Genomic DNA, 24970 nt, shown 5'->3' on the forward strand with positions numbered 1-24970 from the left:
AGTGATTGATCGGAAATGGAACGTGATGGTCACCGGTGGCGCCGGCTATGTCGGCAGCGTGCTGGTTCCCCAGTTGCTGGCGGCCGGCCACAAGGTCACGGTGCTCGACCTCTTCATGTACGGCGACGACGTCTTCAACGCCGTTCGCGACAATCCGAACCTGCGTCTGATCAAGGGCGACATCCGCGATGAGGCCGCGGTCAACGAGGCCCTGCGCGGCAACGACGCCGTGATCCACCTCGCCTGTATCTCCAACGACCCCTCGTTCGAGCTGGATCCGGCGCTCGGCAAGTCCATCAACTACGACTGCTTCCGGCCGATGGTGCGCGCCGCGAAGAAGGCCGGCATCAAGCGCTTCATCTACGCCTCCTCGTCGAGCGTCTACGGCATCAAGGACGAGGCCGAGGTGACCGAGGAACTGTCCTGCGAGCCGCTCACGGACTATTCCAAGTTCAAGGCGATGTGCGAGACCGACCTCGCCGAAGAGGCGGCGTCCGGCTTCGTCACCTGCACGGTTCGTCCCGCCACCGTCTGCGGCTACGCACCGCGGCAGCGTCTCGACGTCGTCGTCAACATCCTGACCAATCTCGCCGTCAACACCGGCCGCATCCGGGTGTTCGGCGGAACGCAGAAGCGACCCAATCTGCACATCCAGGACATGTCCGCGGCCTATCTGTTCCTGCTGCAGCAGGACGACGCGAAGATCGACGGCAAGACCTACAACATCGGTTACGAGAACCACTCGCTGATGAGGATCGCCGACATCGTCAAATCGGTGGTGGGAGACAACGTCGACGTCGCCGTCGAGTCGACCGACGATCTGCGCTCCTACCACGTATCGTCGGAGAAAATCCGCCGCGAGCTCGGATTTGCGCCGACCCACACGATCGAGCAGGCCGTGTCCGGCCTCGTGGACGCCTTCAAGGCCGGCCGCCTGCCAAACTCGCTCAACGATCCCCGGTATTTCAACATCAAGATGATGCAGAACATCAGCCTGAAGTGAGCGGCGTGCGGATCGGCATCGATTTCGACAACACGATCATCTGCTACGACAGGGTCTTTGCCGCCGTCGCGCGTCAGCGTGGGCTGGTGCCGGAGGGCTGGGAGGGGCTGAAGACCGAGGTGCGGGATCTCTTGCGGTCCCGTGCCGGCGGCGAGCTGGCCTGGCAGGGGCTGCAAGGCTTCGTCTACGGCAAGGGCATTGGCGGCGCCGAGATCTATCCTGGAGTCCGCGAGTTCCTCGCAAGCTGCCGCAAGGCCGGCGCGAGCGTCTACATCATCAGCCACAAGACGCAGTTCGGCCATCAGGACCCCGACCGCGTCGACTTGCGCGAGGCTGCGCGCGGCTGGTTGAAAGCTGTAGGTCTCATCGACGCCGCCGATGCGGCGCTGGCGACGGGCAATGTCTATTTCGAGGATACGCTGGCGGCCAAGGTCGAGCGGCTCGCGAGTCTGAAGCTCGATATCTTCATTGACGATCTCGTCGATGTGTTCGAGCAGCCGCATTTTCCGAAGACGACGCGGTCGATCCTGTTCACGCAGTCGCGGCCTCCCCATCCTGATCATTGCGAGCCGATTGCGAGCTGGGCGAATATAAGCCGCGAGGTGTTCGCGCGATGAGCGAGCCGGACCTGAACGCGCTGGATGCAATTTCGATCGGCAGCCGCCTGGCCGGAGCGCAGGTCGTAGCCGCTCAGCCGGCGCGGTCCGGCGGCAACAACAGGGTGTTTCGGCTGGAGATGGCGAAGGGACCGCCCCTCGCCCTCAAGCACTATCCGTCCGACGGGCGCGATCGCCTGGGACAGGAATACGACGCGCTCACGTTTCTATCGCGCCACGGCATCACGTCGACGCCGCGGCCGATCGCAAAGGACGCAGATGCGTTCTGCGCGCTGTATCAATGGTTCGACGGTGACGCGGCGGTCCTGCACCCCCGGGAGGACGATGCCGACCAGCTGGCCGATTTCCTGATCGAATTGCAGAAATTGCGCGACGCCGAGGGTGCACAGACCCTGCGGAACGCCTCGGCCAGCATCTTTTCGCCCGAGCAAGCCATCGCCCAATACGAGCAGCGCCTCGACGGACTGAGGCGCGCCTCGGACGATCATCCGGATCTGCGTGCGTTCATCGACGGCAGCCTGGTTCCCAGCACGGCCGCCGCCGTTCGACGCCTCCGTCGACGTTATGCGGAACTCGGCCGAAATCCCGCAGCGGACCTTTTGCCCGCTCATCGCGCATTGAGCCCCTCGGACTTCGGACTGCACAACGCGCTGCGCGCCGAAGATGGCAGGCTGCGCTTCATCGACTTCGAATATTTCGGGTGGGACGATCCGGTCAAGCTCGTGTCCGACACCGCGATTCACCCAGGCAGCGATCTGCCGGAGGCTAGCGCGAACCGATTGATCGAGAGGCTCTCGCGCGCGTTCGAAGCTGGGGATGACGCGTTTGCGATCCGCCGTGACGTACTGTATCCTGTCTTCGGGGCGATTTGGTGCCTGATTGTCCTGAATGCCTATTTGCCCGAAAGCCGCTCCCGGCGCGCCCTGGCTGCGCAAGGTGGCGATCTGACGGTTCGCCTTGCCGGTCAGCTCGACAAAGCCCGCCGGCTTCATCAAACGATTTGCCAACGTGATCCAGATCTCACCCCACGCTGAAGCCGCCCTCACCTGCACGCTGGACGAGCGCAGTCTGTATTTGCGCCGCCTGGTCCTCGGTTCTGTCCGCTCCGCAGGACGCGGCCATGTCGGTCCGGCCCTCTCGCTGATCGAGATGGTCCGCGTGCTCTACGACGACGTGCTGCGGATCGACCCGAACAACCCGAGCGATCCGGCACGCGACCGCGCCATTCTCAGCAAGGGACACGGCTGTCTGGCGCTCTATGCGCTGCTCGCCGATCGCGGCTTCTTCCCGCTATCGGAACTGGACGGGTTTTGCGGCTCCGACAGTATCTTGGGCGGACATCCCGAATACGGCATGGTGCCGGGCGTCGAGGCCTCGACCGGCGCGCTCGGACACGGTCTGTCGATCGGCGTCGGCCTTGCGCTCGCCGCTCGCATGCGCGAGCGCAGCTACCGGACCTTCGTCCTGCTCGGCGACGGCGAGATCAATGAGGGATCGGTGTGGGAGGCCGCCATGGGCGCGGCCAAGCACGGTCTCGACAACCTTGTCGCGATGATCGACTACAACAAGCTCCAGAGCTACGGGCCGACCGACTACGTCCTGCCGCTGGAGCCGCTTGCGGACAAGTGGCGCAGCTTCGGCTTCGCCGTGCAGGAGCTCAACGGCCACGACGTCGGCGCGCTGCGCACCGTCCTGAAGCAGGTCCCGGCCGTTCCGGGCAAACCCACCGCGATCATCTGCCATACCGTCAAGGGCAAGGGTCTGCCGCCGGCGGAATCCAACGCCGATTGGCATCACAAGAACAAGCTGACCGACAGCGAGCTCGACGCCATTCGCGTCGCCGTCGGCGATTTTTGATCGGCACCCCATGCGCAACACCGCGATGAACATGGTCCACAAGCTCGCCGCGCGCGACGAGCGTGTGCTCTACATCGGCTCCGATCCCGGCGCCGGCACGCTGCGCGCCATGAGCAAGGAGTTTCCCAAGCGCCATCTGATCGAGGGCATTTCGGAGGCGCACATCATCGGCATGTCGGCCGGTCTGGCGATGGAGGGCTTCGTGCCCTACGTCAACACCATCGCGACCTTCCTCACCCGCCGCTGCTACGAGCAGGTCGCCGTCGACCTCTGTCTGCACAACCTCCCGGTACGGCTGATCGCCAATGGCGGCGGTCTCGTTTACGCGCCGCTCGGCCCCACCCACCAGGCGATCGAAGACATCGCCATCATGCGGGCGCTGCCGAACATGACGGTGGTCTGCCCGTGCGACGCCGATGAGGCCGCGCGGCTGATGGAAAAGACGCTCGACTGGACCGGGCCGATCTACATCCGGCTCGGCAAGGGCGGCGACGCGATCGTCTCGAAGGCCGAGCACGGCTTCGAGATCGGCAAGGCCATCCTGATGCGGCCGCCGGGCGAGGTCCTCATGGTGACCACCGGCATCATGCTTCAGCGCGCAATCGCCGCCGCCGACCAGCTCGCCGCGCAAGGCATTCGCGCCGGCATCCTGCACATGCATACGGTGAAGCCGCTCGACGCCGAGGCGCTGCTCCAGGCGGTGCGCGGCACCAAGCTCGTGGCGACGCTGGAGGAGCACGTGCCCTCCGGCGGCCTCGGCAGCGCCGTCGCCGAAGCGCTGATCGACCGGCTCGGCTCCGGCTTCCCTACGATGCTGCGGCTGTCGCTGCCGGACCGCTTCATGCACAATTACGGCTCGCAGGATTCGCTGCTGAAGAAGCACGGACTGTCCGCCAGCGCCATCGCGACGTCGATCGAGCACGCGCTCGCGGCGTCGCGCAGCTCCGCTCCTCAACTTCATTCCATCTGACGGGTCACATGTACGACGTTCGATATTCCTATCTGCTCGAGCAGTTCTCCGACCCCGCTCCGATCCTGGCCGAGATCGGCCGGCTGGTTGCGACCGGTGACTTCACCCTTGGCAAGCCCGTTGCCGAATTCGAGAAGCGCTTTGCCGAACTGATCGGTGTGCGCCACGCCATCGGCGTCGGATCGGGCACTGACGCGCTTAAGCTGCCGCTCAAGGCGCTCGGCATCGGTCATGGCGACGAGGTCATCACCGCCGCCAACACCTTCATCGCCACCGTCGGTGCGATCGCGGAAACCGGCGCGACGCCGGTGCTGGTCGACTGCGACGATTCCTTTTGTATGAACGTCGACCATGTCGAGGCCGCGATCACTGAGAAGACCAAGGCGATCATGCCGGTTCAGTTGACCGGCGAGGTTACCGACATGGGCAAGCTGATGGCGATCGCGCAGCGTCACAACCTGCCCGTGGTCGAGGACGCCTGCCAGGGCATCCTGTCGGAGTTTGCGGGAAAGCGTTCCGGCACCCACGGCATCGCGGCCGGCTTCTCCCTGCATCCGCTCAAGAACCTCAACGTCTGGGGCGATGCCGGCGTCGTCGTCACCAATGACGACGGCATGAACGAGAAGCTCCGCCTGATCCGCAACCACGGCATGAAGAACCGCGACGAGATCGCGATCCTGGGCTGCAATTCGCGGCTCGATTCCCTCCAGGCGGTCGTCGGCAACTGGCTGATCGGTCAGACCAGCGAGATCACGCGGCGCCGGATCGAGAATGCCGCCTATTACGACGCGGGCCTTGCCGGCCTGCCTGGCCTGCGCGTCCCGCCGCGCCGGCCCAACGTGAAGCACGTCTACCATCTCTACATGGTGTTCGCCGAACGCCGCGACGAGCTTTACAAATACTGCCTGGACAACGGCATCGAGGCCAAGATCCACTATCCGATCCCGCTGTATCAGCAGGAAGGCCTGAAGCATCTCGGCTACGCGCCCGGCACCTTCCCGGTCACCGATCGCCATGCCAGGGAAGTCATCAGCTTCCCCGTCGACCAGCATCTGACGCGCGCACAGCAGGACCGCGTCATCGAAACCGTCAGGAAGTTCTGCCATGGACGCTGACACCGGCCGCCGGCGCATCGGCTACGTCAATCTTCCCGCGCAATTCGAGGAAGAGCGCGCCGAGATCATGCAGGCGGTCGAGGGCGTGTTCCAGCGCGGCGACTTCATCGGCGGCGCGGCAGTCGGAAAGCTCGAGGAGGAATTGTCGGCCTATCTCGGCTCGCCGCATGTGGTGACGCTGAATTCCGGCACCGACGCGCTGATCCTCGCCTTGCGGGCGCTCGACATCGGTCCCGGCGACGAGGTCATCACCCCACCGAATTCGTTCGTGGCGTCGACCGCCGCGATCATCGCGGTCGGCGCCACGCCGGTGTTTGCGGACGTGCTGCCGGACCAGAACATCGATCCGGCCGCGGTCGAGGCCGCCGTCACGGCGCGCACCAGGGCGATCATGCCGGTGCATCTGACCGGGCGCATGGCCGACATGACCCCGCTGATGGCGATCGCGGACAAGCACGCGCTCGCCGTAATCGAGGACAGCGCGCAAGCCGTCGGCTCGACCTATGACGGCCGGATGAGCGGCACCATCGGCACGTTCGGCTGCTTCTCCGCCCATCCCTTGAAGAATCTCAACGCGGCCGGCGATGCCGGTTTCCTCGTCACCGCCGACGCCGGCCTCGCCGCCAGGATCCGCCGGCTGCGCAATCACGGCCTGATCAACCGCAGTGACGTCCAGGAATGGGGCATCGTGTCACGGCTCGACACGCTCCAGGCCGAGGTGCTGCGCATTCGCCTGCGTCACCTGCCCTCGGTGATCGAACGCCGGCGGCGCAACGCCGCGCAATACCGCGCCGAGCTCGAAGGCCTGCCTCTGTTCATTCCGCCCTGCCGCAACATCGAGTTCAACACCTTCCATACCTTCGTGGTGCAGACCGACCGCCGCACCGACTTCCAGAAATATCTGGCCGACAAGGGCGTCGAGACTGCCATTCACTATCCGGTCCCGATCCACCTGCAGCCGGCGGCGGCGCATCTGGGTCATGGCCGCGGCGCGTTCCCGGTGACCGAGCGGCAGGCCGACCAGATCCTCACGCTTCCCATCAACCAGTTCCTGTCGGCCGCCGACATCAGCTATATTTGCGCGACCGCCCGGGAGTACTTTGCATGACGGATACGGACTTTCTTCAGGCCGACGAGCAGGCGCTGGCGCAGCGGTTCATCGACGACGGCTTCGTCACCACGCCGGCCGACGATCGCGCCGGGCTCGACCGCATCCAGCGGCGCGCCGCGGAGCTCGCGGCGGACTATCTGAAGCTGCCGCACAGCAACGATCCCTACGCGATGCTCGACACCATCCACACGCGCGTGAGCGTGGACGATCTCAACGGCCTGCGGCTGCACGTCTTCAACGGCCTCAATGCAGAGCCGTGGTTCCGTCCGACCTATTTCCGTCTGGCGCGCTCGACGATCGAGACCATCGTCGGCAACGAGCTCTGCATGCAGCGCCGCGTCAACCTGAGCATCCAGCTTCCCGGCGACAGCTCGTCGCTGCTCGCCACCCATTCCGACGTCTGGTCGGGCGACTCGCCGTTCGAGGTCGTGGTGTGGGTGCCGCTGGTCGACGTGCACCGGACCAAATCGATGTATCTGCTGCCGCCGTCCCTGAACGGCGAGATGCAGGACCGGATGGCGACCTTGCGCAGCGCCGAGGAGCTGTACAAGACGATCAAGCCGCACGCGACCTTCATCGAGATTCCCTACGGTCACGTGATGCTGTTCAACCAGACCCTGATGCACGGCAACCGCGTCAACGAGGAAGCCGGCACGCGCTGGAGCATGAACTGCCGCTTCAAGAGCATCATGTCGCCCTACGCCGACAAGCGCTTCGGCGAGTTCTTCGAGCCGATCCTGCTGCGCCCGGCGACGCGGGTCGGCATGCAGTACAAGCTGCCGGGAGGCTTCCATGGCTGAGCGCACCGGACATCGCGGCTATATCGGCGCCCGGCCGCTGAACGGCAGCCGCACCCCGCAGCACGTCCAGAACATCGTGATACGCGACTATGCGCGGCGGAAGAACCTGCACTATCTCCTCAGTGCCGCCGAGCACACCATGCCCGGCAGCTACATGGTGCTCGAGGACATCCTGGACGAGCTGCCGCAACTGCGCGGCATGATTCTCTACAGCATCTTCATGCTGCCGCCCGACGAGGCTCGCCGGCGGGAAATCTACGACCGGGTGCTGCGCCAAGGCTGCGACCTCCATGCGGCCGTCGAGGAGATCACGCTGTCGTCGCAGAAGGACATCCAGGCGGTCGAGGACATCCTGCTGGTCAACAAGTACGCGACCATCCTGTGACGATGCCGCGGACCGGTTGAGCCCCATGAGCGAGATCAACCTGCTCCAGCCGATGCACGCCTCGACCAGGCGGAACTACGTCCAGCGCGTGGTCGAGCACGACAAGGCGGAATCCGCCACCGTCGCGCGGCAATGGGGACGCGACTACTGGGACGGCGACCGGCGCTACGGCTATGGCGGCTATCGCTATGACGGACGCTGGCGCCCGCTTGCCCAGACCCTGATCGATCGCTACGGCATCAAGCCCGGCATGAGCGTGCTCGATGTCGGCTGCGGCAAGGGTTATTTGCTCTACGAGTTCACCCAGCTCGTCCCCGACCTCACCATCGCCGGCATCGACATCTCCGACTACGGCATCGCCAATGCCAAGGAGGAGGTCCGGCCGCAGCTCCAGGTCGGCAGCGCCGTCGAGCTGCCCTACCCCGATCACAGCTTCGATATCGTGGTGTCGCTCGGCGTGCTGCACAACCTTCCGCTCGAGGACGTGTTCCGCGCGGTACGCGAGATCGAGCGCGTCGGACGCGGCACCTCGAAATATCTGATGGTGGAATCCTTCCGCAACGAGCGTGAGAAGGCCAATCTGCTCTACTGGCAGCTCACCTGCCTGAGCTTCCACGGCCCGGAAACCTGGGCGTGGATCTACGACAAATGCGGCTACCGGGGCGACCATGGGTTCATCTTCTTCGAATGAGGCGACGGGCCTGCGCCGGCCGACCTCTCTGCGCATGCAGAATCCCGAGGTCTATTATTCTGACGACGCCATCGTCACGGCGGATGACGCCACGATCGCGGAACTGAAACGCATCGCCGCCGGCAACCCGCGTCTGCGCAGCCGGCTGTGCACGCATCCGGATCCCTCGTCCGGCCTGCACGAGATGCTGATCGTGCACCACCGGGAGGCCTATGTGCGGCCCCACAAGCATCTTGGCAAACCTGAATCGTTTCACGTCATCGAGGGCACCGCGCAGGTCGTGATCTTCGAGGATGACGGCCGCATTCGCGAGGTGCTCGAGATGGCGCCCTACGGCCAGGGCAAGCGCTGCTACTATCGCATGCCGGAAAAGGTCTTCCATTCGATCCTGATCACCTCGGAATGGCTGGTGTTCCACGAAACCACCGCCGGTCCGTTCGATCCCTCGCGGACGGCTTTTCCGGACTGGGCCCCCGATGGCAGTGACGCCGCCGAAGTGCGCGACTACGTCGCGCAGATCGGCAGGCTCGTCATCGAACATCAAGGCCGCGATGCGAGGGCCTGAGGCCATGATCGAACCGGTCCGTCCCGACGGCTTCCGCCGGAAGACGACCCCAGACGCCGCGCTTTGCTACATGCGCGAGCGAAAGGGTATCGGATATGTCTGGGTCGGTGTGGTTCTCGCCCTTGGTGCGAGCTTGCCTGCACTGTTCGCACGCGAGGTCTTCGGCGACGATTGGAGCGTTTACTACACCTACTGGACTGAGGGCCTCCCCGGACTTTTCCGCGTGCTGCGGGAAGCGGCTCATGCCGGCTTCATCGTACCGATGTCGCTGCTCGTCGTTCTCTTGCCCGATATGCCCGACGTCGCTGCGCGGTTAGCAGGTCTGGGTTGCCACCTCGCGAACGGCCTGTTGCTCTACTCCATCCTCCAAAGGTCACCGCACACAAAGCCCATAGCTGCATTGTTTGCGGCTCTCTTCCTGCTCAGCCCGTTTTACGTCATTCGCCTTTCGCAGAACGCCGTCTACGACGTCCTCCTGCTTTTCTATTTGTTGTCTTACGAGTTGACCTATTCGAAAGTACGGGCGCTTCGATGGGCCGCACCGTTCTGCCTGTTCTTCTCATTGTCGCTGGAGACCTTGATCGCCCTCGAGCCACTCCGGGTCGTGCTGGCCCGATCTGCCGGCGAACGTTGGACACGGACACTTGCGCGGCTCGTTCCGTTCTGGCTGGCCATCGCAACCATCATCTTGCTGCGGCTGACGATTTTGGGGAAGAGCGGTCATTACGCCGGACAATATAGTTTCGTGTCTGACCCTGTCGTCATCCGAGAAGCGCTGGCGGCCCATTTCATGGCCTTTTGGACAGGCCTGGGCTACGCCTATTCCCGCGGGTCGGGCTACTGGAAAGCCGCAATTCCGCAGCCCTGGCATTGGCCGCCATGGTCGGCTCCGCCCTGCTCTCCGCGAGCGCTTTCTGGACACCATGGCTGCTGAGGAGCTTCGTCTCGTCCGCCAACGCGATATTGCTGTTGGTGCTAGGAGCCGCAATCGCTCTCCTCGGTGCGATGCCTTACGCCATCACCGGAATTTATGGCGACGTGATGCGGGCGGAATCGAGACTGCTCTTTCCCTCGCAGTTCGGCATCTTGATGCTGATGGCGACGTTCATCCAGGCGGTTCCGGGAGCACGATTGCGCGCCGGTTTGGCTGGGGGCCTGCTCGCCGTCTTCGCGCTGTCCATGGTGCAGGACTCCAAATGGCTTCTCTACGACGGGCTGATCAGCTCGGATCTCCAGCGGCAAGTTCGAGCAGCCTTGCTTGCTGACCCCGAACCAAAGGTCGTGAGGCTCCATATAGAGAATGTCCATATAATCTCGTATCGCTCCCGCTGCCTTGGCGCCCCTGACATGAATGTCGCACAGATGGCGCTGCGCGATGCAAATCGAGAGCGATCGTTCGTGTACACGGATCATTGTGGAGATTTCGACAGTTCTGGGGCTGTACGGAGTGAAGGCTGCACGATCTCCTACCTCGAATTTTTTCCCTGTCCCCCACGACGAGAGACCTGGCGCTACCGCGCGGCGCCCGGAATTCCGCCGCCCGATCGCATCGGACTGCTCGAACTGATGAGGGCCGTCCTTGAGGATGCGCCGTCGGCCACGCAAGGTCGCGGCGAGCTCATGCAATTGAAGGACGATCTGGCAATTCCGCTAGCAAGAGCAGAATACCGGCCACCTTGCCGCCGGCCCGGAGTACGTGGAGCCGCCTGGCTGCTGGCGTTACCCGCGCCAGCCTGCGAAGATTCCGGCTCCGGAATTCGATAGGCAAATCGCGATGCTCATACTATGGCTCCCGTTGATCCTCCTGGTAGGCTGCCCGGGAACGAACCAGTTCGATTCGAGCCATTGCACCCATGCTCGCCAGAGCTAGCGCCGCGGCTCCCCATCGCCCTCCTCCGGCCGGTCGCATTCAGCCGATGCGCGAAGCTGGGAAGGACTGGCTGCTGACGGGTGGAACGGGCTGACGATGCCTCCAGGCAAGAAGACGATCATTGTCCTGGCCAAGTTCATGGTCTCAGCCGGCATTATCATTCTGGTTGCACGCGACCTCGATCTTTCGTCACTCAAGGCCGACCTTCTCGCTGTTAAATTACACTTGCTCGCGCTGGCGATGCTGCTGCTGTTCGCGCAGACGTTCGCCTTGTGCAACCGCTGGATTCTGATCCTCCGCGCGATCGGCGTGTCCTTGGATTGGGCGGCCGGATGGCGCATTGTACTTGCCAGCGCCTGGTTCAATCAGGTGTTGCCCTCCGGCGGCGAAGCAGTCCGTATATGGATGTTGCGGCGCCATGGAGTAAGGTGGTCGCAGACCCTGAGCAGCATTGTCGCGGATCGGTTCATCGGCCTTCTGACCCTTGGCTTGCTCATTCTGGCGGGAATGCCGTTCTTGATCTCGCGCATTCATGACGACGTCTTGCTGTTCGCCGTCGCAGCTGTCGTCGCCGCCGCATATTTCGGCGCAATCGTCCTCCTGATGTTGAATCGGTTGTCGGCCCGAATGACTGCAGGTCTTCCCGTCCGGATCATGCAATTTGCGGCGCTTCTCGAGGCCCCGCTACTCGCGAAAGCGGGACGTAAAGCCTTGTTAGGTTCGGCTATTGTTGTTCATCTTCTGACCATTACGGCGTCTTATGCTCTCGCGATCGGGCTGGACGCCGGGTTGTCCGCACTCGACGCATTCGTCCTCGTGCCGCTGGTGATCATGGCGGCCGCCGTCCCGCTCTCCATCGGAGGATGGGGCATCCGCGAGGGAGCGATGGTCGGCTCGCTCGGGCTTGTCGGCATCGCATCCGACAAGGCGCTCGCGATGTCGATCTTGCTTGGGCTCGGCAATCTCATTGTCGGCATCATCGGGGGCGCTGTGTGGCTGCTTGCGCCCGAGCGTGCGGCTTGCGACGCCGAACCGGATGATGCTGCTCCACCGCTCCATCAGCGGTAATTGCGGGTACCTGAACGAGGTGCAACCGCACGGAACTGCCGCAGCAACCCGACGGGCCGGATGCCATCGATCGAAGGCGATCGTGCCGTGGCGCGGCGCTGTTCCGGCCGTTGGTGGCGCAGGGACAAGACAACTTAGGAATTGTGGCGCAGGCTGAGCCACTATATAGCCTTCAGCCAGTTCGGAGTTTCACCCGGGGGGCTGTGCCTCCAATGTTGTTCCTGCAAAGAGCCTGACCAGTGACCGACCATTGCCGCCTTTGCCATTCGACCAACCTGCGTCCGGTCATCGACCTCGGATTGATGCCGATTGCGCACCGCCTTCGGCATAGCCGAAACGAGCAGGAAGAACGCTATCCGTTCGAAGTGCTGGCCTGCGGCGATTGCGGCCTGCCACAGATCGTCAAGCCGATCGATCCGGAAATTCTGTATCGCCAGTTCAACTACAATTTCAGCAGCTGGAAACCGGAGCCGCATCAGGCGGACGAGCTCGACACCATCGCGAAATTCTCCGAGCATCAATCCGTGTTCGAGATCGGATGCAACGACGGCCTGTTCATGGACAAGCTGCGCGAACGCGGTGCGAAGACTTTGGTGGGCGTGGAGCCCAACCCGGTGTCGGGCAAGATCGCCCGCGAGCGCGGCATCAAGGTCTATGCCGACATGATCAGCCCGGCGTTGTGTCACGATGCGGTCTCGAGCGCCGGCAAGTTCGACCTCGTGGTGTCGCGCCAGGTGCTGGAGCACATCGTCGATTTCGAGAACTTCTTCGACTGCGTCAAGATCGCGCTCAGCGACGACGGCCTGCTGTTCATCGACGTACCTGATTTTGATCCGGGCTCGGCGGTGGGAGACCTCTCGGTCCTCTGGGAGGAGCACGTCAGTTATTTCACCGAGCCGACCCTGATCGCGCTGCTGGCGCGCCACGGCTTCGAGGCGGTGTCCGTGAAGAAATACAATTTCAGCGGCGGCAGCCTTGCGATCGCCGCCCGCCGTGCCAAGGGCGACGTGGCGTCGCCGCCCGCGCCGTCCGGCGTCGGCGAGAAATTCGGTCAGCGCGCGAGAGAGTATGGCGCACGTCTCCGCCCGATTTTGGCGGAGGCCCGCGCCAACGGCGCGGAGATCGCCATCTACGGCGCCGGCTGCCGCGCCTGCACCTTCACCAACGCCCACGAGCTGGCCGATCTCGTCGATCTCTCCGTCGACGACCAGAAGGAGCGCCAGGGACTGTTCCTACCCGGTACCGGCATTCCGATCCGTTCGCCCGAGGATCTCGCAGGCAAGTCTGGGCCACTCGTCTGTCTTCTCGCCGTGAACGAGGAGAACGAGGCCAAGGTCAGCAGCCGGCTGCGCGAGAATGTGAAGCGACCGTTGCAGATCGTTTCGATCTTCGCACCCTCGGACATCTGGAGCGAGCTCGACCGTCTCGAGGCGGCCGCAGGGTCGCGGCATGGCTGACGACAAGCTCTTCAACTATTACGAACGTCAGGACGTCCTGCCGACGTTCGGGAACTTCAAATCGTCGAGCGAGCTCGAGGCCTATGCCGCCCAGCGGCGCGAGCTGTTTTCGGACAAGCTGGTGCTGCCGCCGCGACTGTTTCGCGATGCCGAGGTACTCGAATTCGGTCCTGATTCCGGCGAGAACGCTCTGGTGTTTGCGGGCTGGGGCGCGAACATGACACTCGCCGAACCGAACCGGCTGGCGCACCCGAAGATCGAGGCCTATTTCGCGCGTTTCGGTCTGACCGGACGTCTTCGCGAACTCGCGCTGGCCGACGTCGAGGGCTTTAGCAGCGACCGCCGTTTCGACATCATCGATGCCGAGGGCTTCATCTACACCGTGCAGCCGAGCGAAAAATGGCTCGCAATCTTCCACCGCCTGCTCAACCCGGACGGTTACGCCGTCGTTTCCTATTACGAGCGCTATGGCGGCTTCTTCGAGCTCGCGCTCAAGGCGATGCATGCGGCCGGCAAGGCATTGACCGGCCGTCCTGCGCTTGAGACGGCGAAGATGCTGTTCGAGACGAAGTGGAACAGCATTCCGCACACCCGCAGCTTCGAATCCTGGCTGATGGACGTGCTGGAGAATCCGTTCGTCAGGCATCGCTACTTCCTCGACGCGACCGCATTGTGCACGGCCGCGCACGACAGGGGATTCGACGTCCATTCGGCATGGCCGGCCTACCGCGACAGCCTCGACATCTACTGGCACAAGAAGGTTCTGCCCGGTGACGAGAAGCTGCGTCGCGCCGCGCGCCATCTCGATCGCAGCCGCCTGAGCTTCCTCGGCGGGCGAAAGCTCTATCTGGTCGGCAAGGCCGATGCCGTGCAGGCGATTTCCGCGTCGATCGAGGCGCTGGTTCGCGACGTCGATGCAATGATCGACGATCCCTTCGGCGAGAGCCTGCCGCGCGTCGTCGCGGGCCTTGCATCCTTGCGCGAGACGATCGGCACGACGGACGTTCTCGCCGACGACGCGGCCGACATCGAAGCCATCGCGGCTACGCTCGACAGCTTCCACCGCATCTTTGCTGCAATCGGGCGGCGGGACGCGTCCACCGTCGCCGCCCTCACCCGGTCGGATGCCGCATTCATCAGCGCCTGGGGACAGCCGGCGCATTTCCTCGTCATCCGGAAGCGCTAAGGGAGCGCAGCCATTGAGGCCAGGCATTGGCATCATCGGAACGGGCATGGTCGGCCAGATGTGCCACCTCGCCAATCTCGTCGCCAATCCCGCCTGTCGCGTCGTCGCGATCGCAGACCTCCGGCCGGATCTGGCGGCTGCGGCCGCGCAGAAATTCGGCATCTCGCGAATTTACGGCTCGCACCGGCAGCTGCTCGCGGACAGCGCGGTATCCGCCGTCGTGGTGGTGACCAAGCGCCGGGCCACTGGTCCGATCGTGCTGGACGCGCTCAACAGCGGCCGGCACGTGCTCTCTGAGAAGCCGATGGCTTACACGACCGCCCAGGCCATGTCGCTGGCCGAAGCCGCACGGCAGCAAAACCTTGTCTACAGCATCGGCTACATGAAGCGTCACGACGCCGGCGTGGCACGGGCGTTTGAGGTGCTGACGCGCTTGCGTCATGACGGCTCGCTCGGACGCATCGTCCGGGCAAAGGGCTGGTGCTTCGGCGGCGACACGGGGCGGTCGCAGGACAATTTCGTGATGACCGGCGAAGCGCGCCCGGACGGAATCGAACTCTGGCAGGATGGCCCCGACTGGATGCCGCGCTCGATACGTCCCGGCTACGACAACTTTCTGAACGTCTTCAGCCACATCATTAACCTGTCGCGCTATTTGCTCGGATCGTCGCCCGCGGTCACCGAAAGCGCGATCGAGGCTTCAGGGGCCGGGCGCATCACCCTCGATTTTGACGGCATCGCCTGCACGCTAGATCTCGTGAGCGGGTCAGACGGAGCCTGGCGCGAAGGACTGACCATCGACTTCGAGCGCGGCGCGGTGACCCTGGAACTGCCCCCACCGTTTGCCGCAGAAGAGGCGGAGGTGGTTGTCGACAGCAATGGTCAACGCACGCGGCTGGCCGGTGATGCGAGCTGGGCATTTCGGCGGCAGGCCGACGCCTTCGTTTCCGATGTCGCCACGCATGGTACACCGCTGGCCTCCGGCGCGGATTCGGTGACCGACATCGCGCTTGCAGAGACAGTCTGGAAGCGGTGGGCTAGCGGCCTGGCTTGACACTCTCGCTTGCGCGGTCGAGCGGAATGATGCCGGCAATCGGGCCCACCTCGATCGTGACCCGCGCAATTTGAGCCAGAAGCTCTGCAACATCACAGCGCGCCAGCAAGCGGCATGTGTAGTACTTTCGCACCAACGTCCGATCCGACGCAGTCCCAGAGGCCGCCAGCAACAAGATCGTCGCCTGCGGCCCCGACGGATCGAAGTGACGGAATGCAGTTCCCAGAGCGACCCGCTTCTCGGCCATTTCGTAGAGAATATCGGGCCGCTCGGCACGCAAGGCAAACCCGAAGAAGGGCTGATTGCCCCACGCGAGGCGAAGCATGCCCGTGACCTCGGCGAGGCCGAACGGCACGTCTCGCGACGGATGGCCGAAAAAGTGATCGTCGAGCGCGTAGACCGTGGCCGCGGGCTGCACCCGGTTGGCAAGGCTGCTCGTCAGAGCCTCCTGCTTCAGCGTTCTCGCCTGCATGAAGGCGTAGTCGTTCCACAACATGCCGATCCACAGCATCGTTCCCGATCCGAACAGGAACGCGAAGGCAACGCCAGAGCCGATCCGATGGTCTGCCAGACGCTTGAGCGCGAGCAGCGTCAGCGCCGCCGGAATACCGAACAGCAACAGGTGACGGCTCTCGTAAAAATGCGCGGAAGAGGGTCGCAGGCCAGCGATCAGATAGGGTGACGACAAGGCGAGGAACAGAACCACGGCGAGCGCGAGCGGCAAGGCGATCGCGCGTCTTGATGCAGGCGGCTCCTTGCCGGGACGCAGCAGCAACACAGTGACGGCGACGGGGACAGCAGCGATGGCGAAGGGGGCCGGACTCTGGGACGCTGCCTGAATGGCGTGGATCACGACGTCCCTGTAGCCGGCGTCGAAGAACGCCCGCCATCCATTCGCCATTTCGCCGAGCGTGGGGAGATGGGCGCCATAGTGTTGCGCATAAAGACCAATCCGTTTGAACCAGATACTGAGCGCGGCCGCATACACCAGAGGAAGCACGATCAATTCCGGATAGCCCAGCGCGCAACGCCAGGCTGCGTGCCGGGTGCGGCGAAGGAAGCCCTCTCCGACGTTTCCGCTCTGCCATGTCGCAACGAACAGCCCAAGCATGACGAAGGCATAGAGCACGACCGTCGAGTTGAGCGCGAAGCTGAGAAGGAACACGAACGCACAAGCGACGCGAAGCGACACAAGCCGCCAGCCTCGGGCGCTGAAAGCGAGGACCAACAGCCAAGCGCCAACGAACAGCAGCCCAAAGCTGAAAACGTAGACGGCGTTGGCCTTGCCTGCCCAAAGCTGATAGCCGGGATAGGTCCAGACGATCATCGCGACGCCGACCGCTTCGGCGCGATCGAGCAAACCGAGCCGCGTCGCCGTCAGCACCAGACAGACCGCGCCGAAGACGATTCCAGCAAGCGCCAGCGATACCATCACGGCCACTGGTGCGCCCGTCCAGTTCGCCAGCATGTCGTAACTGTAAAAGATCGGATGACCGGCGCCATTCAGCAGGAAGCCGATGTCAACGAAATAGTCCGCACGCAGCTTGAGCACCAGCCAGTCGTCCATGAAGAGGCCGTCGTTCATGAGCATCGGCGCATGTGCAGCCAGCAACACGATGAGGAGGACGACTATCGCACGCAGCAATTGGGGAGCATCTCGAATAAGGGGACGGCGCCGGCAAGGCTTCGCACGCCCACAAGACGTCCGCAAGTCCGGGGCGCCGGGGGCTCTCTTGACCGGAAAAATGCGACCTCCTATAGACTTCCGCTCTGGCTGGGCCTGAGAGCGTCCGGGGCGATTTACGCAATGAACATGCTACCGGGCCCGGCGCAGGCCGCTGCGATTGGTCTCAGCATCGCCTTTCCACTGCTGTTGCTGTGTTACGCGCGCATCGCCGCCACCGGCGGATCCGGCCGCCGCTTCCGGCTGGCCTGCGCCAGCGTCGTCATCTTTTACGCCATCGCGTGTGTGGCGCTTCCAGGTCAACGCGACGTCGGCGACGTGATTGGCGGTCTCCTGCTGTTGGGGACCGCGATGATGTTTTGCTACATCCCGTTCAGTCTGCTCGCTTGGGGCTTTACGGTCACGCTGCTCATGGCGCTGGTCAAGTCCGGACGTCCCCTCACTTTGGAGCAATGGGCCGAGGCGTACATGCAGGGCGGCGACCTCGGCACCTTCGCGCACAACCGCCTGAAACTCCTGATCAGCTCAAGGCTGGTGGTGACGGCGGACGGCCGGCTGGCCCCGACGGCCAAGGGGGTAGCGGTCGCGCATTTCGTCAAGCTTGTTCGTCTGTCGACGGGTCTTGGGTGAGCGGCACAATGTCCTTCGCTGTCGGATTCGTCGCCGTCGTCGTCTTCGCCCTGCTGGCGCCTGCCTTGCAGCTCATGGCCCGCGCTCGCGCATGGGCGCTCGGACCCGTGATCCTGCTCGCGATCGCCGCGGTCGTCTCGCATGGTCTCGGCGTGATGCTCGGAATTTTCGCCATCCCGCAATTTCAATATTGGAACGCCGCGTCGATTTTCGGATTTTGCGTCATGGCTTACGTTTTCGCCTTTGGCGCGGTGTATAAATCGGTTTCCCTGGACATCCTGCGCAGCCTCGTCGACCGGCCCGGTCGCAGGGCCCCGGTTTCGGACATCGCCGAGAGGCAGGTTCCGGATCTCTTCCGGGGACGAATTGGGAACCTGGTCGATGGCGGCCTGGTCGAACCGGTCGATTCGCACTTCAGGGCGACGGCGGCGGGCCGGAATATGGCAGGCCGCATCGGATGGCTGCGCCGGGCCTTCGGCATTGGCGATACCGGCCTCTATGATTTTTCCGACTAGTTGCGCGAAACACACACATCCCGGCTTTCCCGTCCGGTTGTGTGGACCATGGTCCGGGGCCCACATTGTTCGCCCGGCTCAGATGACCTAGAGTTGTCCCGGGGTTCTACCAGTCAAGGGTAGCCGGCAACGGCGGCATAAGATGACACCTTCCAGGGCGGCAAAGCGGCTTACCATCGTCATCCCTGCTCTGAACGAGCAGGACAAGATCGCCGACACCATTGGCGGCGTGCTGCCGCTCGCCCGCGAGCTGCTCGACGATTTCGAGATCTTTCTGATCGACGATGGCAGCACCGACGCCACCGGCGCGATCCTGGACGAGTTCGCGGCCGGCGATCCGCGCATCATCGTGCATCACAACGCCGAACGGCGGGGTGTCGGCGCCGGTTTCGAATTCGCCCTGTCGCGCGCGAAGTTCGACGCCATCACGCTCATTCCCGGCGATCACGCCTTCCAGAACGACGGGATTGCCCGGATGTTCAAGGCCGCGGGCGCCGCTGACCTCGTCATCACCTATCGCGACAACCAGTCGGACCGCTCGGTCAACCGCTCGCTGCAGTCGCATTCGCTGCGGTTCATCCTGAACTTCCTGTTCGGCTTCTGGCTGTCCGACTACCACAGCATGATCGTCTATCCCGTGAAATGGCTGCGCCAGATCGCGGTGAAGACCGACGGCTACGGTTATCAGATCTGCGCGTTGATCTCGCTGCTCCAGCTCGGCCTCAGCTACGTGCAGGTACCTGTGAGCCTGAACGCGGAGCTGAAGGGGTCATCCCGTGCACTGCGGATGCACACCTATTTCGAGCTCGTCGGGACCATCGTCTCTTTGCTGCGCCGCGTTCCCATCCGGGACGTCGATCTCAGCCAGGTTCCCCGCGACGCGGAGCGGACCCTCGTGCGTTGAGGCGCGCCCCGCAGGCCTCGGCGCGGGACCTCGGATATTTGGACGGCTTTTCCGTGATTCGTACGAGGGACGCCTTGTCTCTACCCCGCCAGCATCTCATCTAAGTGACTGATTTTACTGGCAGGAGTGGCAGGGCTCGAACCTGCGACCCCCGGTTTTGGAGTACGGGCGACATCGTATCGTCTGGTGTCGCCCAATTCGATTGCGTAAGTAAACAAGCGGTACTGCTCTCTTCATAATCCACCCTGTCCGTCCAGTTCTGTCCTGTACTTTCGCCTTTGGGTCCAGTGTTGGGTCCGACGAATTGTGCGACGCTGAGTCGATTTGACTCAGGGACAAAAGGAACCGAGATCGCAGGCTCACGCTCGGCAACCCGGCACGCGAAGAGGGCATCGAGATCGAACCCGCGGCGGTCAATCAGATCCTAAGCCTTACTGAGCGATATCCCTACTTTCCGCAGCAATGGGCTCACGAAGCGTGGAATGTAGCTGAGGGAAACCACATCCGGGCGAGAGACGTCTTGCAAGCCCACAACAATGCAACTGCCGTTCTTGATGAGGGGTTCTTCAAGGTACGCTTTGACCGCTGCACTCCGTCGGAAGGGAAATATATGCGAGCTCTCGCAAAGCTCGGCAGCGGAATTCAGAGATCGGGCGACATCGCCCAGCTGCTAAAAGTCAAAACCGCCAGTGTCGCTCCGACGCGTAGCAGTCATCAAGAAGGGCATGATCTATTCGCCTTCGCATGGCGATACCGCCTTCATGTGCCCCTCTTCGATCAATAAATGAAGCGCGCAATCCCGCAGGCAAAGTGACGATTGGATCCGTGCAGCCGCGGGGCTGCAAAAAGGGTTCCTGCACACCCACGACGCGCAGTAACTCGCCCGCGTTCCGTGGCCCAAGGGATTGATAATTTGTTTCTCGCCGGCGGCGCGCTTCGATGGCCGGCATGCCCCGTTCAAAGCGCCACACACGCCGACGCGCGCAGATGGCCGGCCGCTCAAGATCACCTTCGGCGAGATGCGCGAGATGGGCGTCCGCGGCGTGCTGGTCTACTGCCATTGCGGCCATCACGTTGCTCTGGACGCCGATCGTTGGGGCGATTCCGTGCGGCTGTCTGACATCGAGCCACAGTTAGTCTGTCAGGTATGCAGAAGTCGCGGCGCCGATCTTCGGCCCGACTTCGAGAGGGGCAATCCGCGGCTTACAATCGCAAGGCCACTGAGGGGGATGGGAACCCCTGTGAACAGCAGGTGAATGAGCCGTTCAATGGCTGTTGCGCCAAAGCGCATTATAACCGTCGGTATGGGAACTTGGTTCCTGGCCTTTCGTTGCACATCTATCAAGAGTGGAGAGACACGGTGCTTATTCAAGCTGCGGTACTGGCGCTGGCTGGCCTTGGGCCAGTATCGGCCGCCCCTGCCCAGGAAGCCCTCGTACAACAAGTCCAATTTCGGGGAAGAGGCGGCTCATGTCCGGATGGCTACGACTTTAACTATTCGAACGGTCGCTGCTACCCGAACGACTATCGCGCCCCCGGGGCCTACGCGAGACCTCGCTACGCCCCATACGGCTACGGCTATGGCGACGGCTATTATCGACCTCACCGCGATAGGTACGAACCAAGATATTACGAACGCTACTAGGTACTGGCCCACCAGCGTGAACCGGCGGGGCCTCGTTCCTGCCGCTTGAGCCGTCGGCGATGCGTCATCGGCCGCTACCGGTCGCGCTTCCTGTGAGCTCGGCGGCGGCGCTTCATTGGTCGTGCTCCGCCATGATGCGATAAATATCAGCTGTCACTATCGCCTGGTGCTCGGGCGTGCGCTGGGCATACTTCGCTCTGCGAAGGTGGTAGCGCTCGGTACTGCCGCCAGCCGAATTCGCCGCGCGTCGACCATCTGCTTGAGGCCCTTAGGCAGCCATCGAGCATCCAGTCGTAGCTTATGCGGTGCCGGTCGCAGTAAGCAGCCAGTTTCTCGGACATGGTCGGGCCGACCGCCGGCGCCGCCTCGATCCCCGAATCGATTGCGAGCTACTGGAGGCGTCTGGCGATTTGCCCCGTCCGAGACCAAACGGCTCATTGGCGCACTCCGGGCGGGTTTTGAGCCGCTTGGCGGCGTTGCCGCGGCGGGCGATCGCCCCACGGCTGGGCTTGACAGGCTTCTGCTTTGCCTTTGCCATTGTTCAGCCCTCCATCGATCGGCTGCACTGAACCGAGGCGAGCGCGGCGGCGAGCTTGACCTCTGTCCTAGTCAGAAGCTCCTCACGGGCGGCCGCGTGCTCTCGATCGCGCTGGCGCTGCTGCTGGATGCCCCTCAGCTCAGTATTCGCCTTCTGCGGATCATGGTGAACGACGCGGACGAGATCCGCCTCGCTCGATTTGATAATTAGGTCGTAGCTCCGAAACACGCAGGTGTGCATGTTCGCGCGCCGACGTTCGGGACGCGATGAGCCGGCCGGCGCTGGTCGGTAGTTGAATGGCAGATTAAGGGCGCGGACGTTTGATGACGGGCGGGTGCGCGGGAACGTGATGATGTTGGACATGGTGGTGCTCTGGATCAAAACCGGCCCACATCGCCGACGTAACGTGTTACTTGGCCGGTCAAGCGTATAGGATAATCCGCGACGAAGATCGCCTAGCTTCGCCGTTACTTCGTGCCTGGGCAAAACGAGGTTCTTCCGCCCCCTCGCAACTGCCTATACCGTGAGGCAAGCGTGCAGCACACGTGCAGGCGCGCAGCTTTCCTATGGCTAGGCAGAGGAGTGGGCTACACGGGTAGCAGCAAGTAGCTACACCCGAGTTGCACGGTGCTGATCATGGCTGGAAGTCCCCGGCAAGACGCCGCAAGTTGAAGGTCACCGGGTGCGGTGAGGCCTGCGGAAATCCACAGTGGGCGCCGCTTATTCGATGTCCGGTGAGTTCGCCACATTCGGAATCACCTGTCTCAGCAACCGGCCCATAGCCCGTATTCGGCTGGGGCCAAGTGCGTTCGGTCCACCGGGCCGGTGATCTCTCTTATTCGCGCGACGCTGTTGCTTTCAAATTGGATGAGGATTTCTGCTGCGAGATCGCCGTTCGGACAACCATGTACACCGGTTCTTCAACTCGTCACTGTCCACGGCCGAGCGCAAGGGAATGCTGGCAAGCAATCCGATGACTCGCATCGAACAGCTTCCGTCGGCCCGTGAGAGCGATCATGCCCTGGCGCTCGACGAGCCGGACCTTAAGACGTTGATTCAACGGCTTCAAGCCGTCGCCGACGATGTACCTTCCGGTCGCGGTCGACGCGTCGATGGGTCTCCGGCGCAATGAGCTGCTGGCCTTCCGGTGGATCGACTTCGATTCCGAGGATTCCGAGAAAAAGACCCTGCGGGTCGAGCGTGACTTGGAGATCACCAGAAAGTTTGGCGTCCGCTACAAGGTGCCCAAGAAATGGCGCGGGAAGCGCACCATCGCGCTGGACGACGGGACCGTCGCGTTGCTGCTAGCCGAGCGCGAGAAGTACCAGCGGCTCGTTGCTGGCATCCCTGACGGTGCCGAGGCCTCCAATGTCGACTTCACCAAGATCAAGCTGCCTGACGATGCCTTCTTCCCCGGCGCGCCGGCGGCCGGAGAGGACTTCGACATCACGAAGCCGCGGGACCCCAGCGCATTCTCGAAGCGCTTCCGAAAGGGCGCGGACGCGCTCGGCTTCCTCGGCTTTGAGTTTCACCACCTCCGCGGTACCCATGCCACCCTGCTCCTGGACAAGGGCGTACCGGTGCACACCGTGACCGAGCGGATCGGTGACGACCCGGCGGTGCTTCTGAGGAACTACGCGAAGCGCAAGCGAAAGCAGAGGGCCGATACTTCAGTCGCCTCGGTCATCAACGATCTGTCTGCCGGCATTTTTGGGGCCTGAGCCGTTTGGGTCCGACTTGGGTCCAGTTCAGAGTCTGTTCGAGGTAATGAGCCGCTTAAGCGATTGATTTTACTGGCAGGAGTGGCAGGGCTCGAACCTGCGACCCCCGGTTTTGGAGACCGGTGCTCTACCAATTGAGCTACACTCCTACAGACCCTGCGTCGCCTTAGGATCAGACACGCTTTCAAGCACAGAGAGCGGCCGGATTGCAAGGGTGAACCGGGCCGGCTTCGCTTGTTTGTGCCGGGCCTTCTGAGCCACAGTCCATTGCCGATAATCAAGAACAACCGGGAGTCCCCATGACCGCCACAGCGACCGCTCCAGCCGCCTCACAGGCCGCCATCGCGCCGTTGACCCCGCCCTTGCCGGAGGCGCGCCCGGAGACCCTCGGGCTGTCGCGTCCCCGCCTCAAGGCCATGTCGGACACCTTCAAGCGCGAGATCGACAAGGGAACCGTTCCCGGCGTCACGGTGCTGGTGGCGAGAGGTGGCCAGGTCGGCTGGTTCGAGGCGCTCGGCAAGCAGAGCCCGGCGGTCGCCGCGCCGATGGCACGTGATTCGATTTTCCGGATCTTTTCGATGACCAAGCCGATCGTGTCGGTCGCCGTCATGGCGCTGGTCGAGGACGGCTGCCTCCTGCTTAGCGATTCCGTCGCCAAATTCATCCCGGAATTCGCGAGCCAGCAGGTCGGCGTCGTCAAGGACGGCAAGCTGGAGCTGGTCGCCCCGACGCGGCCGATGACCGTGCAGGACCTGCTCCGCCACACCTCGGGCCTCACCTACGAGCACCAGGGCGACGGTCCCGTGCACAAACTCTATCAGGCGTCCCGCGTCCGCAGCCGCAAGATCAGCAACGCCGAGCATGCCGCGCTGGTGGCGAGCTTCCCGCTCGTCTGCCAGCCCGGCGCGGAGTTCAACTACAGCCGCTCCACCGACATCCTCGGCCGCATCATCGAGGTCGTCAGCGGCAAGTCGCTCGGCGCCTTCCTCACCGAGCGCGTGCTCGCCCCGCTGCAGATGGCCGAGACCGGCTTCTCGACCTCCGAGGCCAATGCGGGCAGGCTCGCCGAGCCATTCGCGGCCGATCCCTGGACCGGCGACAAGGTCGCGCTGTTCAACATGCTCGAGCAGCCGGTGATGGAGTCCGGCGGCGGCGGCCTGGTCTCGACCACGATGGACTATGCCCGCTTCTGCCTGATGTTGCGCAATGGCGGCACGCTTGACGGCAACAGGATCATCGGCCGCAAGACGCTGGAGCTGATGGCGTCCGATCATCTCGGGCCGCACGTTCAGATCAACGGCACCCTGCTTGCTCCCGGCCACGGTTTCGGTCTCGGCTTCGCCGTGCGCCGCGAGGTTGGCATCGCGCCGTTCCCCGGCAGCGTCGGCCAGTATTTCTGGAGCGGCATCGCCGGCACGTTCTTCTGGATCGATCCGAAGGAAGATTTGTTCGCGGTGTTCATGAGCCAGGGGCCCGGACAGCGCGACTACACGCGGACCCTGGTGCGGGATCTGGTTTACGCCGCGGTGGAGTGAGGTCTCGCTCGTGCCCCGGACGCAGCGCGTAGCGGTGCGGCGCAGAGCC

Annotated in this window: 25 protein-coding genes and 1 tRNA gene; 22 read left to right on the forward strand and 4 right to left on the reverse strand. The window is 63.5% G+C overall.

From position 1 onward, the window contains the following. The first annotated feature begins 1 nt into the window (after position 1). The 17 genes from AC066S_RS16305 to AC066S_RS16385 all read left to right on the forward strand — a co-directional run bounded on the left by AC066S_RS16305 (position 2) and on the right by AC066S_RS16385 (position 15749). Positions 2 to 1003, forward strand: a complete 1002-nt coding sequence (locus AC066S_RS16305; RefSeq protein WP_478270165.1) for an NAD-dependent epimerase/dehydratase family protein — start codon at positions 2 to 4, stop codon at positions 1001 to 1003. Between the two features lie 5 nt (positions 1004 to 1008). Then, positions 1009 to 1620 carry an HAD family hydrolase gene (locus AC066S_RS16310; protein ID WP_478270166.1) on the forward strand — a complete coding sequence of 204 codons (612 nt, stop codon included), beginning with the start codon at positions 1009 to 1011 and terminating at the stop codon, positions 1618 to 1620. Continuing rightward, positions 1617 to 2654, forward strand: coding sequence for an aminoglycoside phosphotransferase family protein (locus AC066S_RS16315; protein WP_478270167.1), 1038 nt, complete (start codon positions 1617 to 1619; stop codon positions 2652 to 2654). The genes AC066S_RS16310 and AC066S_RS16315 overlap by 4 nt, the downstream gene beginning before the upstream one ends. Continuing rightward, positions 2629 to 3477 (forward strand): transketolase, encoded by an 849-nt coding sequence (locus tag AC066S_RS16320; protein ID WP_478270168.1) that lies wholly within the window; start codon positions 2629 to 2631, stop codon positions 3475 to 3477. Before AC066S_RS16315 ends, AC066S_RS16320 begins: the two co-directional genes overlap by 26 nt. A gap of 10 nt (positions 3478 to 3487) precedes the next feature. Then, positions 3488 to 4447, forward strand: coding sequence for a transketolase family protein (locus AC066S_RS16325; protein WP_126258087.1), 960 nt, complete (start codon positions 3488 to 3490; stop codon positions 4445 to 4447). Between the two features lie 8 nt (positions 4448 to 4455). Next, on the forward strand, positions 4456 to 5562 hold the full coding sequence (locus tag AC066S_RS16330; RefSeq protein WP_478270169.1) for a DegT/DnrJ/EryC1/StrS family aminotransferase: 1107 nt from the start codon (positions 4456 to 4458) through the stop codon (positions 5560 to 5562). After that, positions 5552 to 6670 (forward strand): DegT/DnrJ/EryC1/StrS family aminotransferase, encoded by a 1119-nt coding sequence (locus AC066S_RS16335; protein WP_478270170.1) that lies wholly within the window; start codon positions 5552 to 5554, stop codon positions 6668 to 6670. The genes AC066S_RS16330 and AC066S_RS16335 overlap by 11 nt, the downstream gene beginning before the upstream one ends. Further along, positions 6667 to 7473, forward strand: coding sequence for a sporadic carbohydrate cluster 2OG-Fe(II) oxygenase (locus AC066S_RS16340; protein ID WP_135166031.1), 807 nt, complete (start codon positions 6667 to 6669; stop codon positions 7471 to 7473). Before AC066S_RS16335 ends, AC066S_RS16340 begins: the two co-directional genes overlap by 4 nt. After that, on the forward strand, positions 7466 to 7858 hold the full coding sequence (locus tag AC066S_RS16345) for an LIC12192 family sporadic carbohydrate cluster protein (RefSeq protein ID WP_478270171.1): 393 nt from the start codon (positions 7466 to 7468) through the stop codon (positions 7856 to 7858). Before AC066S_RS16340 ends, AC066S_RS16345 begins: the two co-directional genes overlap by 8 nt. Positions 7859 to 7883: 25 nt before the next feature. Continuing rightward, entirely contained in the window at positions 7884 to 8549 is a 666-nt protein-coding gene (locus AC066S_RS16350) for a class I SAM-dependent methyltransferase (RefSeq protein ID WP_478270172.1), read from the forward strand. Further along, a complete protein-coding gene (locus AC066S_RS16355) occupies positions 8527 to 9114 on the forward strand; it encodes a WbuC family cupin fold metalloprotein (RefSeq protein WP_478270173.1) in 588 nt (195 codons plus the stop codon). The genes AC066S_RS16350 and AC066S_RS16355 overlap by 23 nt, the downstream gene beginning before the upstream one ends. Before the next feature lie 4 nt (positions 9115 to 9118). Then, positions 9119 to 10048 (forward strand): hypothetical protein, encoded by a 930-nt coding sequence (locus AC066S_RS16360; RefSeq protein WP_478270174.1) that lies wholly within the window; start codon positions 9119 to 9121, stop codon positions 10046 to 10048. Then, positions 9994 to 10878 carry a hypothetical protein gene (locus AC066S_RS16365; RefSeq protein WP_478270175.1) on the forward strand — a complete coding sequence of 295 codons (885 nt, stop codon included), beginning with the start codon at positions 9994 to 9996 and terminating at the stop codon, positions 10876 to 10878. The genes AC066S_RS16360 and AC066S_RS16365 overlap by 55 nt, the downstream gene beginning before the upstream one ends. Before the next feature lie 202 nt (positions 10879 to 11080). After that, positions 11081 to 12052: a lysylphosphatidylglycerol synthase transmembrane domain-containing protein gene (locus AC066S_RS16370; RefSeq protein ID WP_478270176.1), complete on the forward strand. Its 972-nt coding sequence runs from the start codon at positions 11081 to 11083 to the stop codon at positions 12050 to 12052. Positions 12053 to 12291: 239 nt separating this feature from the next. Beyond that, positions 12292 to 13509, forward strand: a complete 1218-nt coding sequence (locus AC066S_RS16375) for a class I SAM-dependent methyltransferase (RefSeq protein ID WP_478270177.1) — start codon at positions 12292 to 12294, stop codon at positions 13507 to 13509. Continuing rightward, entirely contained in the window at positions 13502 to 14695 is a 1194-nt protein-coding gene (locus AC066S_RS16380; RefSeq protein ID WP_478270178.1) for a class I SAM-dependent methyltransferase, read from the forward strand. The genes AC066S_RS16375 and AC066S_RS16380 overlap by 8 nt, the downstream gene beginning before the upstream one ends. Before the next feature lie 13 nt (positions 14696 to 14708). Next, positions 14709 to 15749, forward strand: coding sequence for a Gfo/Idh/MocA family protein (locus tag AC066S_RS16385; protein WP_478270208.1), 1041 nt, complete (start codon positions 14709 to 14711; stop codon positions 15747 to 15749). Here the strand turns inward: AC066S_RS16385 and AC066S_RS16390 are convergent. After that, the gene (locus tag AC066S_RS16390) at positions 15733 to 17334 is read right to left on the reverse strand and encodes a hypothetical protein (protein WP_478270179.1); all 1602 of its coding nucleotides are present in this window, start codon (positions 17332 to 17334) and stop codon (positions 15733 to 15735) included. The genes AC066S_RS16385 and AC066S_RS16390 overlap by 17 nt on opposite strands. Positions 17335 to 17556: 222 nt before the next feature. On the opposite strand from AC066S_RS16390, the gene AC066S_RS16395 reads away from it, so the two are divergent. The 3 genes from AC066S_RS16395 to AC066S_RS16405 all read left to right on the forward strand — a co-directional run bounded on the left by AC066S_RS16395 (position 17557) and on the right by AC066S_RS16405 (position 19482). Next, positions 17557 to 18063: a hypothetical protein gene (locus tag AC066S_RS16395; protein ID WP_478270180.1), complete on the forward strand. Its 507-nt coding sequence runs from the start codon at positions 17557 to 17559 to the stop codon at positions 18061 to 18063. 8 nt (positions 18064 to 18071) lie between these two features. After that, the gene (locus tag AC066S_RS16400; protein ID WP_478270181.1) at positions 18072 to 18578 is read left to right on the forward strand and encodes a hypothetical protein; all 507 of its coding nucleotides are present in this window, start codon (positions 18072 to 18074) and stop codon (positions 18576 to 18578) included. Positions 18579 to 18720: 142 nt separating this feature from the next. Next, on the forward strand, positions 18721 to 19482 hold the full coding sequence (locus tag AC066S_RS16405) for a glycosyltransferase family 2 protein (RefSeq protein ID WP_478270182.1): 762 nt from the start codon (positions 18721 to 18723) through the stop codon (positions 19480 to 19482). Between the two features lie 677 nt (positions 19483 to 20159). Here the strand turns inward: AC066S_RS16405 and AC066S_RS16410 are convergent. Beyond that, the gene (locus tag AC066S_RS16410; protein WP_478270183.1) at positions 20160 to 20552 is read right to left on the reverse strand and encodes a hypothetical protein; all 393 of its coding nucleotides are present in this window, start codon (positions 20550 to 20552) and stop codon (positions 20160 to 20162) included. A gap of 1116 nt (positions 20553 to 21668) precedes the next feature. Further along, positions 21669 to 22028 carry a hypothetical protein gene (locus tag AC066S_RS16415; RefSeq protein WP_478270184.1) on the reverse strand — a complete coding sequence of 120 codons (360 nt, stop codon included), beginning with the start codon at positions 22026 to 22028 and terminating at the stop codon, positions 21669 to 21671. Between the two features lie 749 nt (positions 22029 to 22777). Between AC066S_RS16415 and AC066S_RS16420 the strand changes: the two genes are divergently transcribed. After that, positions 22778 to 23386, forward strand: a complete 609-nt coding sequence (locus tag AC066S_RS16420; RefSeq protein WP_478270185.1) for a site-specific integrase — start codon at positions 22778 to 22780, stop codon at positions 23384 to 23386. 73 nt (positions 23387 to 23459) lie between these two features. On the opposite strand, the gene AC066S_RS16425 is transcribed toward AC066S_RS16420, so the two are convergent. Continuing rightward, a tRNA-Trp gene (locus AC066S_RS16425) sits at positions 23460 to 23535 on the reverse strand. Positions 23536 to 23685: 150 nt separating this feature from the next. Here AC066S_RS16425 and AC066S_RS16430 point away from each other — a divergent pair. Beyond that, entirely contained in the window at positions 23686 to 24921 is a 1236-nt protein-coding gene (locus AC066S_RS16430) for a serine hydrolase domain-containing protein (protein WP_478270186.1), read from the forward strand. Positions 24922 to 24970 lie beyond the last annotated feature (49 nt).

It is taken from the genome of Bradyrhizobium sp. CFUWI (assembly GCF_056429085.1).